This is a genomic window from Hymenobacter sp. B1770 (assembly GCF_049896385.1).
GTDB lineage: Bacteria > Bacteroidota > Bacteroidia > Cytophagales > Hymenobacteraceae > Hymenobacter.
In genome coordinates this window covers 24663-41331 of the sequence record NZ_JAFCUF010000004.1, presented here as the reverse complement: position 1 = coordinate 41331, position 16669 = coordinate 24663, and the positions used below count along the sequence as shown (strand labels likewise).

Sequence of the window (16669 nt, the reverse complement as noted above, 5' to 3'; positions counted from 1 at the left end):
GTACGTTATGGATTTATCGATGACTGATTTAGAGCGTGACATAATCCGCGAGATTTTGAACATCGGCCTGGCTCGGGCCGCCGATTCATTCGCCGTTATTGCCCAGGAGCGGGTACTGTTGGAGGTGCCGAATATCGACCTGCTCGATAGCGACGACATTCTGGTAAGAATCCGCGACTATCAAGCCAAGCACGTGCCTATTCAATCCGACATCCGGGGTGACTTTAATGGCACGACCTTGATGTTTTTCTCGGGCCAACACATTCAGCGTCTTTCACGGGTGTGCCTGCGCATGCAAACCAGCGAGACATTAGAGGTAAACGAGCTGCAGGAGTCCTTGCTACTCGAAATTAGCAACATTATTACCGGTGCGCTGGTAACACAACTAGCCAACATACTCAAGGCCAATATCTACGGAGCACCGCCCACTGCCCCGCGCGGCGATATTGCTGAAATCATGCAGAGCCTGCTGCCCGAACACCAGCTTCAACCGCTCATCTTTTCGGTTATTACCCAGTTTTCTGACAAGGACAACATGGTGGAGTTACCTTTAATGCTGTTCTTTGACCGGGAAACTTTTACGAAAATCCTGGAGATAATTCGTAGCTACGATTTCCTAGGCAGCCAGATGTCGGCGTAGGTGGCAGTAAGCTGAATACCAAAAAATGTCATGCTGGGCTTAGCGCAGCATGACATTTTTTTGCTCTATTCCGCATTCCTTGCTCACATTCAGTTACTACCCGCCCTTTCCTTCTTCAACCATTCTTAGAAATAAACATGTCCAAATCTGAAGCCGCTCTGGCTAATAAAATAGCTTCTTTTGACCCCAACGCTCCTGGTGACTCCGCTGGTGGTTTGTTCGGCCTGCCCTTCACGCCCGAGGAAGCGCAGGTAGTGGTGGTGCCTGTGCCGTGGGAAGTAACCGTGAGCTACCGCGCCGGTACGGCTCAGGGGCCGGCCGCCATTCACGCAGCCTCGCTGCAAGTAGACCTCTACGACCCGGACCTTCCCAATGCCTGGAAGCTGGGCCTGGCCATGGAGGAAGAAGACGAAACCATCGCCGCGGCCAACAACAAGCTGCGTCCCATTGCCGCTGAGTACATCAACTGGGTCGAAGATGGCCAACCCGAAGACGGCCGTGGCAAACACGGTGGCGTGCCGGCAAACATCACCGCCGAAGGAGCCAAAATGGTGAAGTGGCTCAAAGAAAAAACCGGCGCCCTGCTCGATGCCGGCAAAGGCGTGGTGGTGCTCGGCGGCGACCACAGCACGCCCCTGGGATATCTGCACGCCCTGGCCGAGCGCCACGAGGAGTTTGCCATTCTACAGTTCGACGCCCACTGCGACCTGCGTCCGGCCTACGAAGGCTTCCAGTACTCGCATGCCAGCATCATGCTCAACGCCCTGGAGCTGCCCCAGGTAAAGAAGGTGGTGCAGGTGGGCATCCGCGACATGAGCGAACAGGAGGCCGACTACATTGCGCACTCAAACGGCCGCGTGGCCCTGTTCAGCCAGCGCTTCCTGAGCGAAGAGAAGTTTGCCAAAAAATCGTGGAAGAAGGTGTGCGGCAAAATCATTGCCCAGCTGCCGCCCAAAGTGTACATCAGCTTCGACATTGATGGGCTGGACCCCAAACTTTGCCCTGGCACCGGCACGCCCGTGCCCGGCGGCTTGGAGTTTGAAGAAGCCACGTACCTGATTCGCTCCATTGTGCGAGCCGGCATCACCATCATCGGCTGCGACCTCAACGAGGTAGCGCCCGGCGACACCGATTGGAATGGCATTGTGGGCGCCCGCCTGCTTTACCAACTTTGCAACTGGATGGCCGTATCGCAAGGGCGCCTCGTTGCCAAAGGCATGGAGGTGGCAGAGTAATCTTCTTTCACCTCAACCCTTGTTCTTATGCTTGGTTTTATCCTCAAATTCATTCTCACCGCAGCGCTTGTCTACGGCCTCAGCATGGTGCTGCCGGGTGTAGTACTCGGTGGGTTCGGCAGCGCGGCCATCTTGGTGCTGGTGCTCGGTGTATTGAATGCCGTGGTCAAGCCCATCCTCAAGATTCTGGGCTTCCCCATCACGGTGCTCACGCTGGGCTTGTTTCTGCTGGTCATCAACGTCATTATCGTGAAGCTGGCTGACTTCCTGATGAGCAGCTTCGATGTGCACGGCCTGCTCAATGCATTGCTGTTTAGCATTGCATTGTCAATAGTAAACGCTGTCGTGGATTTGGTGATAGACTAAACCAGGCTGGTTCGTTGCTAAAATAAAAGCGCCGCCGCTGAGATTTCAGCCGCGGCGCTTTTATGTTTCAAGTACTTGCCTCCATTATTTATTAAACGTTTTAATCAAGCTCGTTCTTAGGCCTTTTTGCTTATACTAATGCCAATTAAAAACACCAACGACGATATGAAAACTAATATGCCTGGAATAATCATCGAGTACATTCCAATTGCAAAGCCGTATCCTCCATTTCCCTCTTTAGGAATATTTACAAACTCTGTTGCCAACGAGGCCAATGTTACTATGTATACTACAACGACTAACCAATAAAAAAGCGCATTTTGCCTTTTGAGGTGCGTTGCACGAATAATGAAGAACATAATAGCTACATAAACAAATTGTATCAATATAAGCTCTGTAACTCCTTGCATTAGTTTTTATTAATAATTTTTTATAATAGCTTTGATTACTTTTTCAAATGCGTTGCAACGTTACCATTGTTACTGTTCATTGCTCTACTACAGCATTATTCATCTCATTTAGGTGGGAATGAATTGGTGGTATAAAAAAGTTGCCGTCTACCCATTTGAGATAGACGGCAACATTGTACTGAGTCGGTTGAAAGCTACAGTTTTAAATCCGCCGAATATCAGCCCCCAGCGCATTTAGCCGCTGGTCAATAAACTGGTAGCCGCGGTCAATCTGCTCCACGTTGAGGATGGTGCTGGTGCCTTCGGCCGAAAGCGCGGCGATGAGTAGAGCCACTCCAGCCCGGATATCGGGTGAGGTCATGGTGATGCCGTGGAGTTGCTTGGCTTGGTCGAGGCCGATAACTGTGGCGCGGTGCGGGTCGCAGAGGATAATCTGGGCGCCCATGTCGATGAGCTTGTCGACGAAAAACAAGCGGCTCTCAAACATCTTCTGGTGAATGAGCACGGTGCCCTTGGCCTGGCAGGCCACCACCAGCACAATGCTGAGCAGGTCGGGGGTGAAGCCGGGCCAAGTGTGGTCGCTCACCGTTAGAATTGAGCCGTCCAGGTACGTGGCAATCTCATAATGCGGCTGTGCCGGAATGTGGATGTCGTCGCCCCGGAATTCAATCTGAATACCAAGCTTGCGGAAGGTATCGGGGATGAGGCCAAGCTGCGGAATCTGGCAGTCTTTGATGGTGATTTCGGAGCCCGTCATGGCTGCGAGGCCGATGAAGGAACCAATTTCAATCATATCTGGGAGCATGCGGTGCTCAGTGCCGCCCAGGCTTTCCACGCCCTCGATGGTGAGCAGGTTGGAGCCGATGCCTTGGATGTTGGCGCCCATGCGCACCAACATGCGGCACAGCTGCTGCAGGTAGGGCTCGCAGGCCGCGTTGTAGATGGTGGTGGTGCCTTCAGCCAAAACCGCGGCCATCAGGATGTTGGCTGTGCCCGTTACAGACGCTTCATCAAGCAGCATGTGGGTGCCTTTAAGCTTTCCATCGGCCTTGATGCGGTAGAAATCCAACCCTTCGAGAGTGAGCTTGCCGCCCAATTTTTCGAGGCCCAGAAAGTGCGTGTCCATCGGCCGGCGGCCGATTTTATCACCACCCGGCTTCGGCAGCTGGCAGCGGCCATAGCGGCCCAACATAGGACCGAGAATCATCACCGAGCCGCGCAAAGCGCCTGCCTGGGCAATGAATTCCGGCGAATCCATGTAGTCCAGGTTTACATTTTCAGCCTGGAAAATGTAAGTGTCAGTGGCCAGTTTGCCCACCTTCACACCCAAGTCGCGCAGCAGTTCAACGAGCTTGTTGACGTCGCGGATATCCGGAATGTTGCTGATAGTAACCGGCTCGGACGTGAGCAATACGGCGCAGAGAATCTGGAGGGCTTCGTTTTTAGCGCCCTGGGGCGTGATTTCACCGCGTAAGGCTTTGCCACCGCGTACTTCAAATGCTGCCATGTGTTTGTGTGTAATCGGTATTAGGTATTCTGGATAAGCAGAACGTCATGCTGAGCTTGCCGAAGCATCTCTACTGCAGCAGTAATTAGTTACTTGCGCGGTAAAGATGCTTCGGCAAGCTCAGCATGACGTTCTAAAGAGTGTGACGTTACTGAGGAGGTTGCTGGGGCTCCTGACGACCTTTTTTGCGTTTTTTACCACCTTTGTTGCCGAAGCCGCCGCGTCCTTCGCGGTTGTCGCGGCCCTCGCGCCGGTCGCGGCCTTCGCGTTGTTGGGGCTGGGGCACTATGAAGGCATGGGGCCGAACAGTGCCCGCGGGCATTTCAAACAGGTTTTCGGTCTCCACCACGGCCGGGTCGAGCTTAAGCTGGCCACCCGAAAGCTCGCCCAAATGGCGTAGGATGGTCACATCTTTCGCGTTTTCCTTGTTGTGCTGGCGGTACAGAAACTTCATCGTGCGACCAATCTGCACGGTGGCCTGTTCGCGCTCGGCGGCATCTTCAATGGTGATGGCTTTCGCGATGAGGGCCTCGACCGCGGCGCCGTAAGCGCGCAACTTGGGTGCTTGGCGGGGGTAGGGTACGCGGGTAGGCTTCTCAGTGCGAACCGTGAGGCTGCGGAGCGGCACGGGAGCTTCCAAGGCTACTTCTTCGCCCGCCATGGCGTGCAGGTGGTTCCAGAGGCGGGTTTGCACTTCGGGCAGCTCGCGCAAGGCCGGCTGCAGGCGCAACATGAGCTGCACAATTTGCGCGGCCCGCTTGGTGCGCTCGGCTACGTCTTCAATCGCAGCCAAACCCTGAATGAGCTGGTAGGTGCTGTGCCCATATTCGCGCACCAGCAGTTGCAGGTGGAAGGGCAGGGTGGTGAGGTCGGTCATAAAAAGCTAGGGGAGCACGGCCAGCGGCGGAGCTCAGGCCAAAGATACGGTTGTGGTTGGCTCAGAAGGAAGCGGATACGAGAACTCCAAGATAAGCTCAGCATGACATTCTGGGGTAGGGTAGATGCACCCTAGTGCACGCGCAGCTTTGCAAAGCTCAGCAGCAGCACCTTTTCGCCCACTTCCTCAAACTGAATGGTGGCTTTGGTAGTGCCTTGCTGGGTTTCGAGCTGGCTGACTACGCCGAAACCGAATTTGGCATGCTCTACGCGCTGCCCACTCTGGAGGTTGGAAGTGTCGGAGGGAGTGAAGTCGGCCGGTGCCACATACTTGGTCGCCTGCACTTTCCGGGGCGCCGTTGGAATCAGGTTGGAGCGGCGCTCGAATACGTGCTGAAAGGGGGACTCCCCAGCTCCTGGGCCGGCCGCGAACTTGAAGTTAACGTACTGCGGGTCAATTTCGTCCAGGAAGCGGCTTTTCTCGCAGCTGCGAAGGTTGCCCCATTGGTAGCGCGACGTCGCATAGCTCAGCGTGAGCTTCTTCTCGGCTCGTGTGATGGCCACGTAGAACAGCCGCCGCTCTTCCTCCAGGTCGGCCCGCGAGGTAATCATCATTTGGCTGGGGAAGAGGTTTTCCTCCATGCCTACGATGTATACGTTTCGGAACTCCAGACCTTTGGCCGAGTGAATGGTCATCAGCGTCACGGCTTCCCCGTCTTGCTGGGCATCCTTCACGTCGGAGTCCGTGACCAAGGCAATGTCCTGCAAGAAGGCGCCGAGACTCTTGTCTTCGCGCTCCGGGTCGTCCACGTACTCTTTGATGCCGTTGAGCAATTCCTGCATGTTTTCGTAGCGGGAAAGGCCCTCGATGCTCTTGTCGGCGTAAAGCTCCTCCAGCATGCCGGAGTTTTTGGCGATGAATTTGGCGGCCTCAAAGGCATCCTCTTTCTCCGCAATCACCATGTAGCTCTTGATTTTCTCGGCAAAGCCCACCACCGGGTTCGACACCCGGGCGGGCATAAACTGGTCGGCGTTGGCCACCAGTTCCCACAGAGTGTGGTTGTTCTCATCGGCCGTCGTAATCAGTTTGCTAATGGTAGTGTCGCCAATGCCGCGTTTTGGATAATTAATTACCCGGCGCAAGGCCTGCTCATCGTTTTGGTTAACTGTCAGGCGCAGATATGCCACTAAATCCTTGATTTCCTTGCGCTGATAAAACGACAGGCCGCCAACAATTTTGTATTTAATATTTAATTTACGCAGGGCTTCTTCCATCGCGCGGCTTTGCGCGTTGGTGCGGTAGAGTATGGCAAAATTGTCGTAGGAAAGATGCCCGTTCATCTTGTCCTCGTAGATGGAGTTAGCCACCAATTTGCCTTCCTCGTTGTCGGAAGCGGCTTTTAGAACCTCAATCAGGGTGCCGTCTTCGTTCTCCGAAAACACGTCCTTGCGCAATTGCGCCTGGTTATTTTTAATGACCGAATTAGCTGCCCACACGATATTTTTTGTGGAGCGGTAATTCTGCTCCAATTTAAATACCTGCAGCTCCGGGTAGTCTTTCTCGAAATTGAGAATGTTGGTAATATCTGCGCCGCGGAAGGCGTAAATACTCTGCGCGTCGTCGCCGACGACGCAAATATTTCGCTCTTTCGCCGCGAGTTTGCGGGTAATCAGGTACTGCGAATAGTTGGTGTCCTGGTACTCATCCACCATCACAAACCGGAACATGTTCTGGTACTTGTTCAGCACGTCGGTATGTTCCTTGAACAGCACGTTAGTGTTGAAGAGCAGGTCGTCGAAGTCCATAGCGCCGGCTTTGAAGCAGCGCTGCTGATACTGCTGGTAGAGCACGCCGATTTTAGGGCGAAGCGCAGCCTCGTCGTCTGCCTTGATGGCAGCGTCGTTGAGGTACTGATTAACCGAAATTAGCTTGTTTTTGGCGGCCGAGATGCGGCCCAGCACCAGGCTAGACTTGTAGAGCTTGTCGTCCAGCTCCAGTTCTTTTACAATCTGGCCAATCAGGGTTTTAGAGTCCTGGGTGTCGTAGATGGTGAAGCTGCGGGGGTAGCCAATCTTGTCGGCCTCGGAGCGCAGAATTTTAGCAAACACCGAGTGAAACGTGCCCATCCAAAGGTTGCGGGCGGCGGGGCCGACCACCTTCTCAACGCGGGCGCGCATTTCCTTGGCGGCCTTGTTGGTAAAGGTGAGGGCAAGGATGTTGAATGGGTCGACGCCTTTTTCCAAAAGGTTGGCGATGCGGTAGGTGAGTACCCGGGTTTTGCCCGAGCCGGCACCGGCAATAATCATGCACGGGCCTTCGGTTTGCATCACCGCGGCGGCCTGCGAGCCATTTAGGAGGGATAAATAATCTAGTGCCATCTGCGAATTAAGCCGCCTTGAGGGCGGTTGACAAAGATACGGCCCACCAAGTAGGGGGCGCAATGAATTTCTGACCCCGCTGTCGGGGTTATCTTTGTACTAATGATTATTATTCAAGAAACGGTCATCTCTGACGACATCGCCGACAATTTTTTTGTCTGCAATCTCGAAGCCTGCAAAGGGGCCTGCTGCGTGGAGGGCGACCTCGGCGCGCCCCTCGAAGAGCCTGAACTTAAGATTCTGGAGCAGGAGTACGCCAACATCAAGCCCTTCCTCACCGATGCTGGCCGGGCGGCCATCGAGGCCCAGGGTCTTTACATCAAGGACTGGGAAGGCGACTTCAGCACAACAACGATTGACGATAAGGAGTGCGCTTACGCCCTTTATGATGAGCGAGGCATCCTAAAATGCGGCATCGAGCAGGCCTATCTGGCCGGAGCAACCACGTTTAAAAAGCCGATTAGCTGTCATCTGTATCCCATACGCATCACAAAATACGAGGGGTTCGACGCCCTGAATTATGACCGGTGGGGCATCTGCAACCCGGCGTGTGAGTTTGGCGGCAAACTTGGCGTGAAGGTGTACCAGTTTCTCAAAGACCCACTTATTCGCAAATACGGCGAAGGCTGGTATAGCGAATTGGTGCAGGAAATTGAGAACCCGGCTCCCGCTAAGAAATAGGTGAAAGAAAAAGAACGTCATGCTGAGCTTGCCGAAGCATCTCTACTGCAGTAGTAAACCTAATCGATTGGATTACTTACGCAGTAGAGATGCTTCGGCAAGCTCAGCATGACGTTCTCTATTTCAGACTTGTAGCGGGGAAGATTACGCCTCTTTCACCACAATCTTCTCAATTTCATCGTTGGCTTGAATTTGGTCGATAACCTCGACGCCTTCCACCACCTTGCCGAACACGGTGTGCACGCGGTCGAGGTGGGCGGTGTTCTGGCGGTCGTGGACGACGAAGAACTGCGAGCCACCGGTGTTTTTGCCAGCATGCGCCATGCTCAGCACGCCGCGCTCGTGGTACTGGTTGTTGCCGCTGGTTTCGCAGTCGATTTTATAGCCGGGGCCGCCGGTGCCGGGTGCGCCCTTGGCGCCGGCTCGGGTGTTGGGGCAGCCCCCCTGAATGACGAAGTTGGGGATAACGCGGTGAAATTTCAGACCGTCGTAGTAGCCTTTTTCGGCCAGGTCGATGAAGTTTTTGACGGTTTTGGGAGCGTCCTGTTCGTAGAACTCAACCTTCATAACACCTTTCTTGGTGTGGATTTCAGCAGTTTTCATGTATCTCGGAATAAACGGATTGAATAGATTTCACGGATTGCAGTTGCGCCATCCTAAGGGCGAAGGTAAGAAAACGGTTGTGGTGCAAAACATCCAAAGGGGTTTTGTGCTTCGTAAACTCAACTACATTCCTTGACATCTTCACATTCTTTCATTTTTCAACGCATCTTTCACAATCCACTTCATGAAAAATAAATTTGCACCCTTGCTGGCCGCATTAACAACCTCGCTCTTGCTGGCAAGCTGCGGCACCGACACTGCCACTACCGAAACCACTACCACGGCGGAAACGTCCGATGCTAACCTGGCAATGGAGGGCGATTCGGCCCGCATGGCCAAGCGCGAAGGCGTGATGGTAGATGGCGTAGCCATGACGGCTGACAAAAACATCGTAGAAAACGCGGCGGCCGCTTCGAGCGTGAGTACCCTGGTTGCCGCTGTGAAGCAGGCTGGCTTGGCGGAGACACTGAGCGGCCCGGGGCCCTTTACCGTGTTTGCCCCCACCAACGCCGCCTTCGAAAAGCTGCCCAAGGGCGCCGTTGCTGGCCTGATGGACCCCGCCAGCAAAGCCAAGTTGGCCGGCGTGCTTACTTATCATGTAATTCCGGGTCGCTTAGTGGCCGCCGATTTAAAAGATGGCCAAGAACTGACCACGGTGAACGGTGAAAAGCTGCGTATCTCGGTTAAGGATGGTAGCGTGATGGTGAGCAATGGCAAAGATGCTCCCGCCACCGTACAAATTGCCGACGTTATTTCTAGTAACGGGGTGACCCACGTAATTGACGGCGTGATTCTGCCGCTGAATAAATAGAGGGATTCGACTCTAATTACGGGGGCGCAGCCCATGGCAATCCGTCTTCTCAGCGTAGCGTGATTGGCCCTGATTTGTGACAAACCTTAATAGCAAAGCCCCGGCACAATGCAGTATCGGGGCTTTGCTATTAAGGTTTGTCATATTACGAAGTTGGTCGTTGAGAACAGGACGGGTTTGCTTCGCTGAACTTAGTTTGCTCCGCTGCGCTCGCAATGACAAACGACTCCTCACGTGATATCCTAGTGCCGATTGTCCTCGCCGGCAAGCATGCTCAGGTAGCTATCGTACCGAGGCAGGGCGATGCGGCCCTGGTCCACGGCTTCGCGCACTACGCAACCCGGCTCGTGGGTGTGCTGGCAGTTGTGGTAGCGGCACTGGTTGAGCAGGGCGCGCATTTCGGGGAAGTAACCGGCCAGCTCTGCCGGGGGCATGTCTACCAGCCCTAGTTCTTTAATGCCAGGGGTATCGATGATGAACGTGCCGGGGCGCACTTCCAACATTTCGGCAAACGTAGTGGTGTGAACGCCTTTATCGGAAAATTCGCTGATTTCGGCGGTTTTGAGGTCCAGGTCGGGCACCAGGGCATTGATGAGGGTGCTCTTGCCTACGCCGGAGTGGCCGGCCAGCAAACTCACTTTGCCGTCGAGCAGTTGGTCGATTTCGGCCACGCCCTCGCCGGTGGTAGCGGCACAGGTTCGGCTGGGATAGCCCAGGCTGGCGTACATGCCCGCAATCTCGGCTTGGTACTCAAACCCGTCGGCGTCGTAAAGGTCGGTTTTATTGAAGAGCAGCGTCACCGGCACATGGTAGGCTTCGGCTGTGACCAAAAAACGGTCGATAAACCCAAACGATGTCGCCGGCGATACCAGCGTAACCACCAGCAGCGCTTGGTCCAGGTTGGCAGCCACGATGTGCGAATGACCCGTTTTGTGTACAGAGCGCCGAATGATGTAGTTGCGGCGCGGCACAATGGTAGAGATAACCGCCGCCCCCTCGCCCTGGGCTTCTACTGTAAACTCAACATGGTCGCCCACAGCGAGCGGATTGCTTACTTTCAGGCCCTTAATCTTAAACTTGCCCCGCAGGCGGCAGCGGTAAAGCTGGCCTGTTTCGGTGCCGCGTACCACGTACCAGGAACCCGTGGATTTGACTACGGTGCCGTGCAGCAGAGCATTTGGGCTGGTAATAGGGGAGGTATCGGGAGTCATGAGCGGTGGAGGCCGGGCAGAGCGGCCATGATGGTGCGAGTGGCGCCCGCCTGGCCGTGCACGTAGTCGAGCATGGAATCTTGCAGCCGCAGCCGGGCTTCTTCATGGTGCCATAAGTACGTGAAGGCCGCTTCCAGTTCCTCGGCATTATGCACGGGGAAGGCGCATTTCAACGCGGTCAGTTCGACGGCCTCCTGGAACTTGCCATACGTGGGACCAAAGAAGAGGGGCAGGCCAAAAGCGGCGGCTTCCAAAGTATTGTGCAACCCTTTGCCAAAGGCCCCACCGATATAGGCATACTTACCAAAGCGGTAGAGCTGACTGAGCAGGCCAATATTGTCGAAGAGCAGAATGCGGGATTGGGCAACCGTGGCTGCGTCGGCCCGAGAATAGCGCTGCACCAGGCCCGGAAATGTACTCTCTACCAGGCGCAAGTTGCTCTCATTAATTTCGTGCGGAGCCACTAGCACCCGCAACTCGTGCTGATACCGCCGAATGAGCGGAGCCAAGGCCGGCAAATCTTCGGGCCAACTGCTGCCCACCACCAGCACAGGTGCGCCGTCGGCCACGAATGCATCGACGGTGGGGAGGGAGCGGGGCGGAGCAGCGGCCGTGGCAACCACTGTGTCAAAACGCGTGTCGCCGGCTACGCTGACCTGCTTGATGCCAAGGTCGCGAAGCAGGTTGACGGAAGCTTCGTTTTGAGTGAATATGTGGGCAAACCGCGTCAGGATTTCGCGGAAAAAACCGCCCCAGGGCTTAAAGAAAATTTGGTCGGGCCGGAAAATAGCGGACACTACCACGGCGGGTATGCTGCGCAGATGTGCCTCGTTGAGGAAGTGGTACCAGAATTCGTATTTCACGAATACCACCAGCCGGGGCTGCACAGCATCAAGAAACGCCTTGGCATTGCTCCGGGTGTCGAGCGGGAGGTAGAAGATGAAATCTGCCCCCGGCCAGTTATGCCGAATCTGGTAGCCCGAAGGAGAGAAAAACGTAAGTACCAGCTTGGTGCTGGGATGGGCGCGGCGGTAGGCCTCCAGCAACGGGCGGCCCTGCTCAAACTCGCCCAGCGAGGCGCAATGAAACCACACCCGCGGCGAGGGGTCTGAGCCAATGGTGCGGCGGACGTGCGCCAGCAGCCCCCGCCGGCCCGCCACCCAAGCCGCCGCTTTGGGCACGAACGGCGCCAGCAGCCGCAGCAACAGGCCATATAGGCCCAGAGCAATATTATAGAGAAACAACAAGCTCCAAAAATACGCAATTCAGGCCCAGCTTAATGGCAGCGCCTTGATTATAGATGCGTGTCATGCGAGTCAGATTCCCAGTCCACGGGGCAGGACTCGCCATTCTTCTCATAGTACTGCAAGGCATCAACCATGCGCAGGGCCTCGTTGATGCTGCGGCCCAGTGGCCGGTCGTTGACTAGTTGATGGCGCACAATGCCATCTTTATCAATCAAAAACAAGCCCCTGTAGGCCATGGGCGACCCCACAAAAGTCATTTCCCCGGCGGCATTGTAATCGTAATGTCCCCCCAGCACGTCGTAGTTGGCGGCTATGGTTTTCGTGGCGTCGGCCACCAGCGGGTATTTCACCCCGGCAATGCCATCCCGGTCGCGTGGCTTCAACTGCCAGGCCAGGTGCGAGTACTGCGAGTCGGTGGAGCAGCCGACTACGGCCACGCCGCGCCGCTCAAATTCTTCGATTCGGTCTTGAAAAGCCAGAATTTCAGTGGGGCAAACCAAGCTAAAGTCCGCCGGGTAAAAGAAGAACAGCACGTGCTTTTTGCCCAGGTAGCGGTCCAGCGAAAAGTCTTCTTCGAAGGTGGCATCAATTACTGCAGTGGCTTTAAAAGAAGGGGCACGCTTGCCGACAAGAACTGACATTCTTAAAATTTATAAAATGGTGGGAGTAGGGAATGCGAAAATCCAACCTAAAAAAGCAGAGCTGATGTGTACGTAGGCAAGGCCACGAATAGTGGCGTGGCCCCGCACTTTTCGACGCGGCGTACTGACTAGCGGCCTTTGAATTCAGGCTTCCGCTTTTCTACAAACGCCGCCATGCCTTCTTTCTGGTCTTCAGACGCGAAGGTGAGGTAGAAGTTTTTGCGCTCGAAGTGCAGGCCTTCGTCCAAGTGCGTTTCGAATGCTCGATTCACCGATTCCTTGGCCAAGCGGGCCGCTACCGGCGACATGGCCGCGATGCTGGCCGCCAGCCGGTAAGCTTCTTCCAGGTACTGGCCCACGGGCACCACTCGGTTTACCAGGCCCACGCGGCGGGCTTCCTGAGCCGATATAAACTCGCCGGTGAGCACCATTTCCATGGCCTTGGCTTTGCCCACGGCGCGGGTCAGGCGCTGGGTGCCGCCCGCGCCCGGCATGGTGCCAATGCGGATTTCGGGCTGCCCGAACTGTGCCGTTTCCGAGGCCACCAGCATGTCGCAGGTCATGGCCAGCTCGCAGCCGCCGCCCAGGGCAAAGCCCGAAACTGCCCCAATCAGCGGCTTGCGGAACTTACGAATCTGGTCCCAGGTGCTGAATTGGTCGGTGATGAACATGTCGATGGCCGTTTTGCCGGCCATCTGCTTGATATCGGCGCCGGCGGCGAAAGCCCGCTCGTTGCCGGTTATCACCACCACGCGCACGGCCTCGTCCTCGTCTAGGGCTTTCAGGGCATCGCGGATTTCCTGCATCAGCTGTAGGTTGAGGGCGTTGAGCTCTTTGGGCCGATTGAGCTGTATCAGCGCTACGCCGGGCCGCGACTGGGGAGTTACAAGAATGAATTCCATCATTACCGTGAAGTGAGTGAAGCTGGGCCAAGCCAGCTGCTTATTTGCAAACGAATTGAAACGTGTTGCGGGTGCGCTGCTCCAGCAGCAGGCGCTTGCCCTCGGTGAGCCGGGTAATACTGGCCGCGTCGTAGTTTTTAATGGTGAAGAGCGTCAGGCCCGTATTATAGTGCAGGGTAAAATGCTCGCGCAGCACATCCATTAGTTTGTGTACCCGACGCTCCGAAAAATCGGTGCACACCGAAAAGCTGATGGCGGAATTCTGCATGAGGTTAATCTTAAGTTTGGCCTGGGCCAATGCCCCAAAAATTACCTCCAGATTCTCCTCTGAGATGAACGCAAAGTTCTTGCTCTCGAAGGACAGCAGGCACTGGTCGGCCTTGCAAATGAATGCCGGTGCCAGGGCCGGGTGCTGACATTCGTGGATGAGGGTGCCCTCGGCCTCGGGGTCCAGAAATGATTTCACTCGCAGCGGAATGCCACGGTCGGCCAGGGGCTTCAGCGTTTTGGGGTGAATGACCGAGGCCCCGTAATATGCCATTTCTATCGTTTCGCGGTAGCTGATTTCGGGGTAGCGCACCGTGTCCGGGAACAGCTTGGGGTCGGCATTGAGCAAGCCAGCCACGTCTTTCCAGATGGTGACCTCCGCCGCCCGCAGGCAGTAGGCAAAGATAGCGGCTGTGTAGTCGGAGCCTTCGCGGCCGAGCGTGGTGGTGGCCCCGCCCGCCGTGCCGCCCAGAAACCCTTGGGTGAGAACCGGCCCCCGGCCCAGCAACTCGGGCAGAACTGCGCTAATGTTGCGCTCGGTAGTAGGCCAGTCCAGGCCGCCTTCACGCCAGGTGTGGTTGGTGCGGATGAGGGGGCGGCAGTCGAGCCACTGCACTCCAATAGCCTGCGCCACAATGCACGTTGCCAGCAGCTCGCCGAAGCTTACAATCTGGTCGTATTGCCGGTCGTAGTCCCCGTAGCCCACCGTAGCCAGCCGGTCGGATAATTCGGTAAGCATCTCGGCCAGCGTGGGGCTAGGCGCGCTGCCCGGAGTAGCTGCCACAGGTCCGTTGCCTAACTCAGCTGCTACACCTTCGTGGAATGTACGCAGCTGCGCCAACGGCTCCTCGTAGCTTTGGCCGGAGTAAGCCAACTGGTAGAGTTGCTCCAGGGCATTGGTGGTTTTGCCCATGGCCGAAACCACAATGACCAGGGGCTGCTGGCTGCCGTAGTGCCGCACAATACCCTCCAAGTTTCTGATTGCGTTAGCATCGCGCACCGATGCCCCGCCAAACTTATAAACCTGCACATTTTCCATGTGCGGCAAAGGTATGAGGCCCGGCAGGCTTTGCCGAACCCGAGCAAAGAACTTCAATTAACCCAGGCCCTTGTTAGTATTGGCCTAATTCTTCAACAAGGGCCTGAGGGGAGCAAAAATTTCGGTCCCAAAAGAGTAGCTTTGTCCTGCGTTCCTGCCCTCTCATTTCGCTCCTTCTATTATTATGGACCACAATAAACTGGCCCTGCCTGTTGGCACTACCCTCGACCGTTTCATTATGCGCAAGCAGGAGGATTTTCCCTATGCCACGGGAGAATTGTCGCAGCTGCTGCGCGATATCGCGTTGGCCGCAAAAATTGTAAACCGCGAAATCAACCGCTCGGGCCTGATTGACATTGCAGGGGCCTATGGCAACCGCAATGTGCAGGGCGAGGACCAGCAGAAGCTCGACGTTATTGCCAATATTCGCTTCATCCGGGCCCTGCGCAACGGCGGCGAGGTCTGCACCATCATCTCGGAAGAAGACGATGAGATGATTCAAACCGGCAACAACCAAGGCAAGTATGTAGTAGCCATCGACCCGCTCGATGGCTCGTCGAACATCGACGTAAACGTCAGCATTGGCACCATTTTCAGCATTTACCGCCGCGTATCGCCCACCGGCCGGGAAGGCACCGCGGCCGACTGCCTGCAGCCCGGCACCCACCAGGTAGCCGCCGGCTACGTTATCTATGGCTCCAGCACCATGCTGGTGTACACGACCGGCAACGGCGTGAACGGGTTTACCTACGAGCATTCGCTGGGTGAATTCTTCCTGTCGCACCCTGACATTGCCACGCCCAAAACCGGTAACATTTATTCCATCAACGAAGGCAGCTCCGACTCCTTCTCTCCCGGGGTAGCCGCTTTTGTGAAGCACTGCAAAGACAATAGCTTTTCGGCCCGCTACATCGGCTCGCTGGTGGCCGATTTCCACCGCAACCTGCTCAAAGGCGGTATTTACATTTATCCCGCCACGGCCAAAGGCCCGCAAGGCAAGCTGCGTCTCATGTATGAGTGCAACCCGCTGGCTTTCATTGTAGAGCAGGCAGGTGGCAAGAGTTCCAACGGCTACCAGCGCACCATGGAAATCGAGCCAAAGACCCCGCACGAGCGTTGCCCGGTTTTCATCGGCAGCAAAGAGCTTGTCGAGGCCGCCGAGGCTTTCCTGGCCAAAGAGAAGCAGCCGAAGACCACGGCTGTTAAATAAAGCCAACCCACTTACCACAGAAAAGGGCCGTTCCTGCATCAGGAGCGGCCCTTTTTAGTTGGCGTTGGGACGGCTACTCCGATTTTTTGCGGCTTTTCTTGGGAGCAGCAGCTTCGGAGCTGCCATCGGCGTTGAGGGCCTCGGCACCAGCAGGCTCAGCGCTGGCTTCGGCCGTCTCCTCTGCGGCTGCCGGAGTGGCGGCTTCCTGGTAGGGAACGTGCTTGCTCACGATGCTAAACCAAGTGGCCAGCTTCTTAATATCGGACAGGTACACGCGGTCACGGTCGTAGTCGGGGATGACGCTTGCCATGAATTCGGTCAGCTCGCCTTCGCTCGATTTGGACGTTACGGGGGCCGTGGCGCCGTGCTTTTGGTAAATGCGCTCGAACGCTTCCGTCAGCGGTACAGTCTCTTCGGGGTCCTGCGTGTAAATGGAGATTTCCGACAGCAGCGACACCTTATTGCGGGCCGGGGCCAGGGTGCGGGTTGCTTTCTCGTCGAGGCTTTCCACCAACACACCGTGGCGTGCAGCGCGCACTAAGCGGTAAAGACCGGGCATACCGCTGATGGCGGCTAACTCTTGCAGTTCGTAAGGCATCTTATTTATTATGAAATGAAAAATGAGGAATGCAGCATGAAGAACA

At 55.8% G+C, this 16669-nt stretch carries 16 protein-coding genes; 6 read left to right on the top strand and 10 right to left on the bottom strand.

From position 1 onward, the window contains the following. Positions 1-7 precede the first annotated feature (7 nt). From ACP7AJ_RS09410 to ACP7AJ_RS09400, 3 genes are all read left to right on the top strand, one after another. Entirely contained in the window at positions 8-640 is a 633-nt protein-coding gene (locus tag ACP7AJ_RS09410) for a chemotaxis protein CheC (RefSeq protein WP_426059945.1), read from the top strand. Between the two features lie 137 nt (positions 641-777). Further along, complete coding sequence (locus ACP7AJ_RS09405; protein ID WP_426059944.1) at positions 778-1875, top strand: agmatinase family protein; 1098 nt, start codon at positions 778-780, stop codon at positions 1873-1875. 27 nt (positions 1876-1902) lie between these two features. Next, entirely contained in the window at positions 1903-2241 is a 339-nt protein-coding gene (locus ACP7AJ_RS09400) for a phage holin family protein (protein ID WP_426059943.1), read from the top strand. Positions 2242-2853: 612 nt separating this feature from the next. On the opposite strand, the gene murA is transcribed toward ACP7AJ_RS09400, so the two are convergent. From murA to ACP7AJ_RS09385, 3 genes are all read right to left on the bottom strand, one after another. Continuing rightward, a complete protein-coding gene (murA, locus tag ACP7AJ_RS09395; RefSeq protein WP_426059942.1) occupies positions 2854-4158 on the bottom strand; it encodes a UDP-N-acetylglucosamine 1-carboxyvinyltransferase in 1305 nt (434 codons plus the stop codon). 148 nt (positions 4159-4306) lie between these two features. Further along, positions 4307-5035: a DUF4290 domain-containing protein gene (locus ACP7AJ_RS09390; protein WP_426059941.1), complete on the bottom strand. Its 729-nt coding sequence runs from the start codon at positions 5033-5035 to the stop codon at positions 4307-4309. Between the two features lie 131 nt (positions 5036-5166). After that, positions 5167-7413 carry an ATP-dependent helicase gene (locus tag ACP7AJ_RS09385; RefSeq protein ID WP_426059940.1) on the bottom strand — a complete coding sequence of 749 codons (2247 nt, stop codon included), beginning with the start codon at positions 7411-7413 and terminating at the stop codon, positions 5167-5169. 102 nt (positions 7414-7515) lie between these two features. Here ACP7AJ_RS09385 and ACP7AJ_RS09380 point away from each other — a divergent pair, with 102 nt between their 5' ends. Further along, positions 7516-8094 (top strand): DUF3109 family protein, encoded by a 579-nt coding sequence (locus tag ACP7AJ_RS09380; RefSeq protein ID WP_426059939.1) that lies wholly within the window; start codon positions 7516-7518, stop codon positions 8092-8094. Between the two features lie 144 nt (positions 8095-8238). Here ACP7AJ_RS09380 and ACP7AJ_RS09375 read toward each other — a convergent pair whose 3' ends face one another. After that, positions 8239-8697: a peptidylprolyl isomerase gene (locus tag ACP7AJ_RS09375; protein WP_426059938.1), complete on the bottom strand. Its 459-nt coding sequence runs from the start codon at positions 8695-8697 to the stop codon at positions 8239-8241. A gap of 184 nt (positions 8698-8881) precedes the next feature. On the opposite strand from ACP7AJ_RS09375, the gene ACP7AJ_RS09370 reads away from it, so the two are divergent. Beyond that, on the top strand, positions 8882-9508 hold the full coding sequence (locus tag ACP7AJ_RS09370; RefSeq protein WP_426059937.1) for a fasciclin domain-containing protein: 627 nt from the start codon (positions 8882-8884) through the stop codon (positions 9506-9508). 242 nt (positions 9509-9750) lie between these two features. Here ACP7AJ_RS09370 and rsgA read toward each other — a convergent pair whose 3' ends face one another. The 5 genes from rsgA to ACP7AJ_RS09345 form a co-directional block, all read right to left on the bottom strand. Further along, positions 9751-10719: a ribosome small subunit-dependent GTPase A gene (gene rsgA, locus ACP7AJ_RS09365; protein WP_426059936.1), complete on the bottom strand. Its 969-nt coding sequence runs from the start codon at positions 10717-10719 to the stop codon at positions 9751-9753. Continuing rightward, a complete protein-coding gene (locus ACP7AJ_RS09360) occupies positions 10716-11966 on the bottom strand; it encodes a 3-deoxy-D-manno-octulosonic acid transferase (RefSeq protein ID WP_426059935.1) in 1251 nt (416 codons plus the stop codon). Before ACP7AJ_RS09360 ends, rsgA begins: the two co-directional genes overlap by 4 nt. A gap of 47 nt (positions 11967-12013) precedes the next feature. Then, positions 12014-12607 carry a peroxiredoxin gene (locus ACP7AJ_RS09355; protein ID WP_426059934.1) on the bottom strand — a complete coding sequence of 198 codons (594 nt, stop codon included), beginning with the start codon at positions 12605-12607 and terminating at the stop codon, positions 12014-12016. Between the two features lie 128 nt (positions 12608-12735). Beyond that, the gene (locus ACP7AJ_RS09350) at positions 12736-13509 is read right to left on the bottom strand and encodes an enoyl-CoA hydratase-related protein (protein ID WP_426060286.1); all 774 of its coding nucleotides are present in this window, start codon (positions 13507-13509) and stop codon (positions 12736-12738) included. A gap of 40 nt (positions 13510-13549) precedes the next feature. Then, on the bottom strand, positions 13550-14815 hold the full coding sequence (locus ACP7AJ_RS09345) for an aspartate kinase (protein WP_426059933.1): 1266 nt from the start codon (positions 14813-14815) through the stop codon (positions 13550-13552). A gap of 184 nt (positions 14816-14999) precedes the next feature. Here ACP7AJ_RS09345 and fbp point away from each other — a divergent pair, with 184 nt between their 5' ends. Further along, positions 15000-16025: a class 1 fructose-bisphosphatase gene (gene fbp / locus ACP7AJ_RS09340; protein WP_426059932.1), complete on the top strand. Its 1026-nt coding sequence runs from the start codon at positions 15000-15002 to the stop codon at positions 16023-16025. A gap of 73 nt (positions 16026-16098) precedes the next feature. Here fbp and ACP7AJ_RS09335 read toward each other — a convergent pair whose 3' ends face one another. Beyond that, on the bottom strand, positions 16099-16623 hold the full coding sequence (locus tag ACP7AJ_RS09335) for a DUF5606 domain-containing protein (RefSeq protein WP_426059931.1): 525 nt from the start codon (positions 16621-16623) through the stop codon (positions 16099-16101). Positions 16624-16669 lie beyond the last annotated feature (46 nt).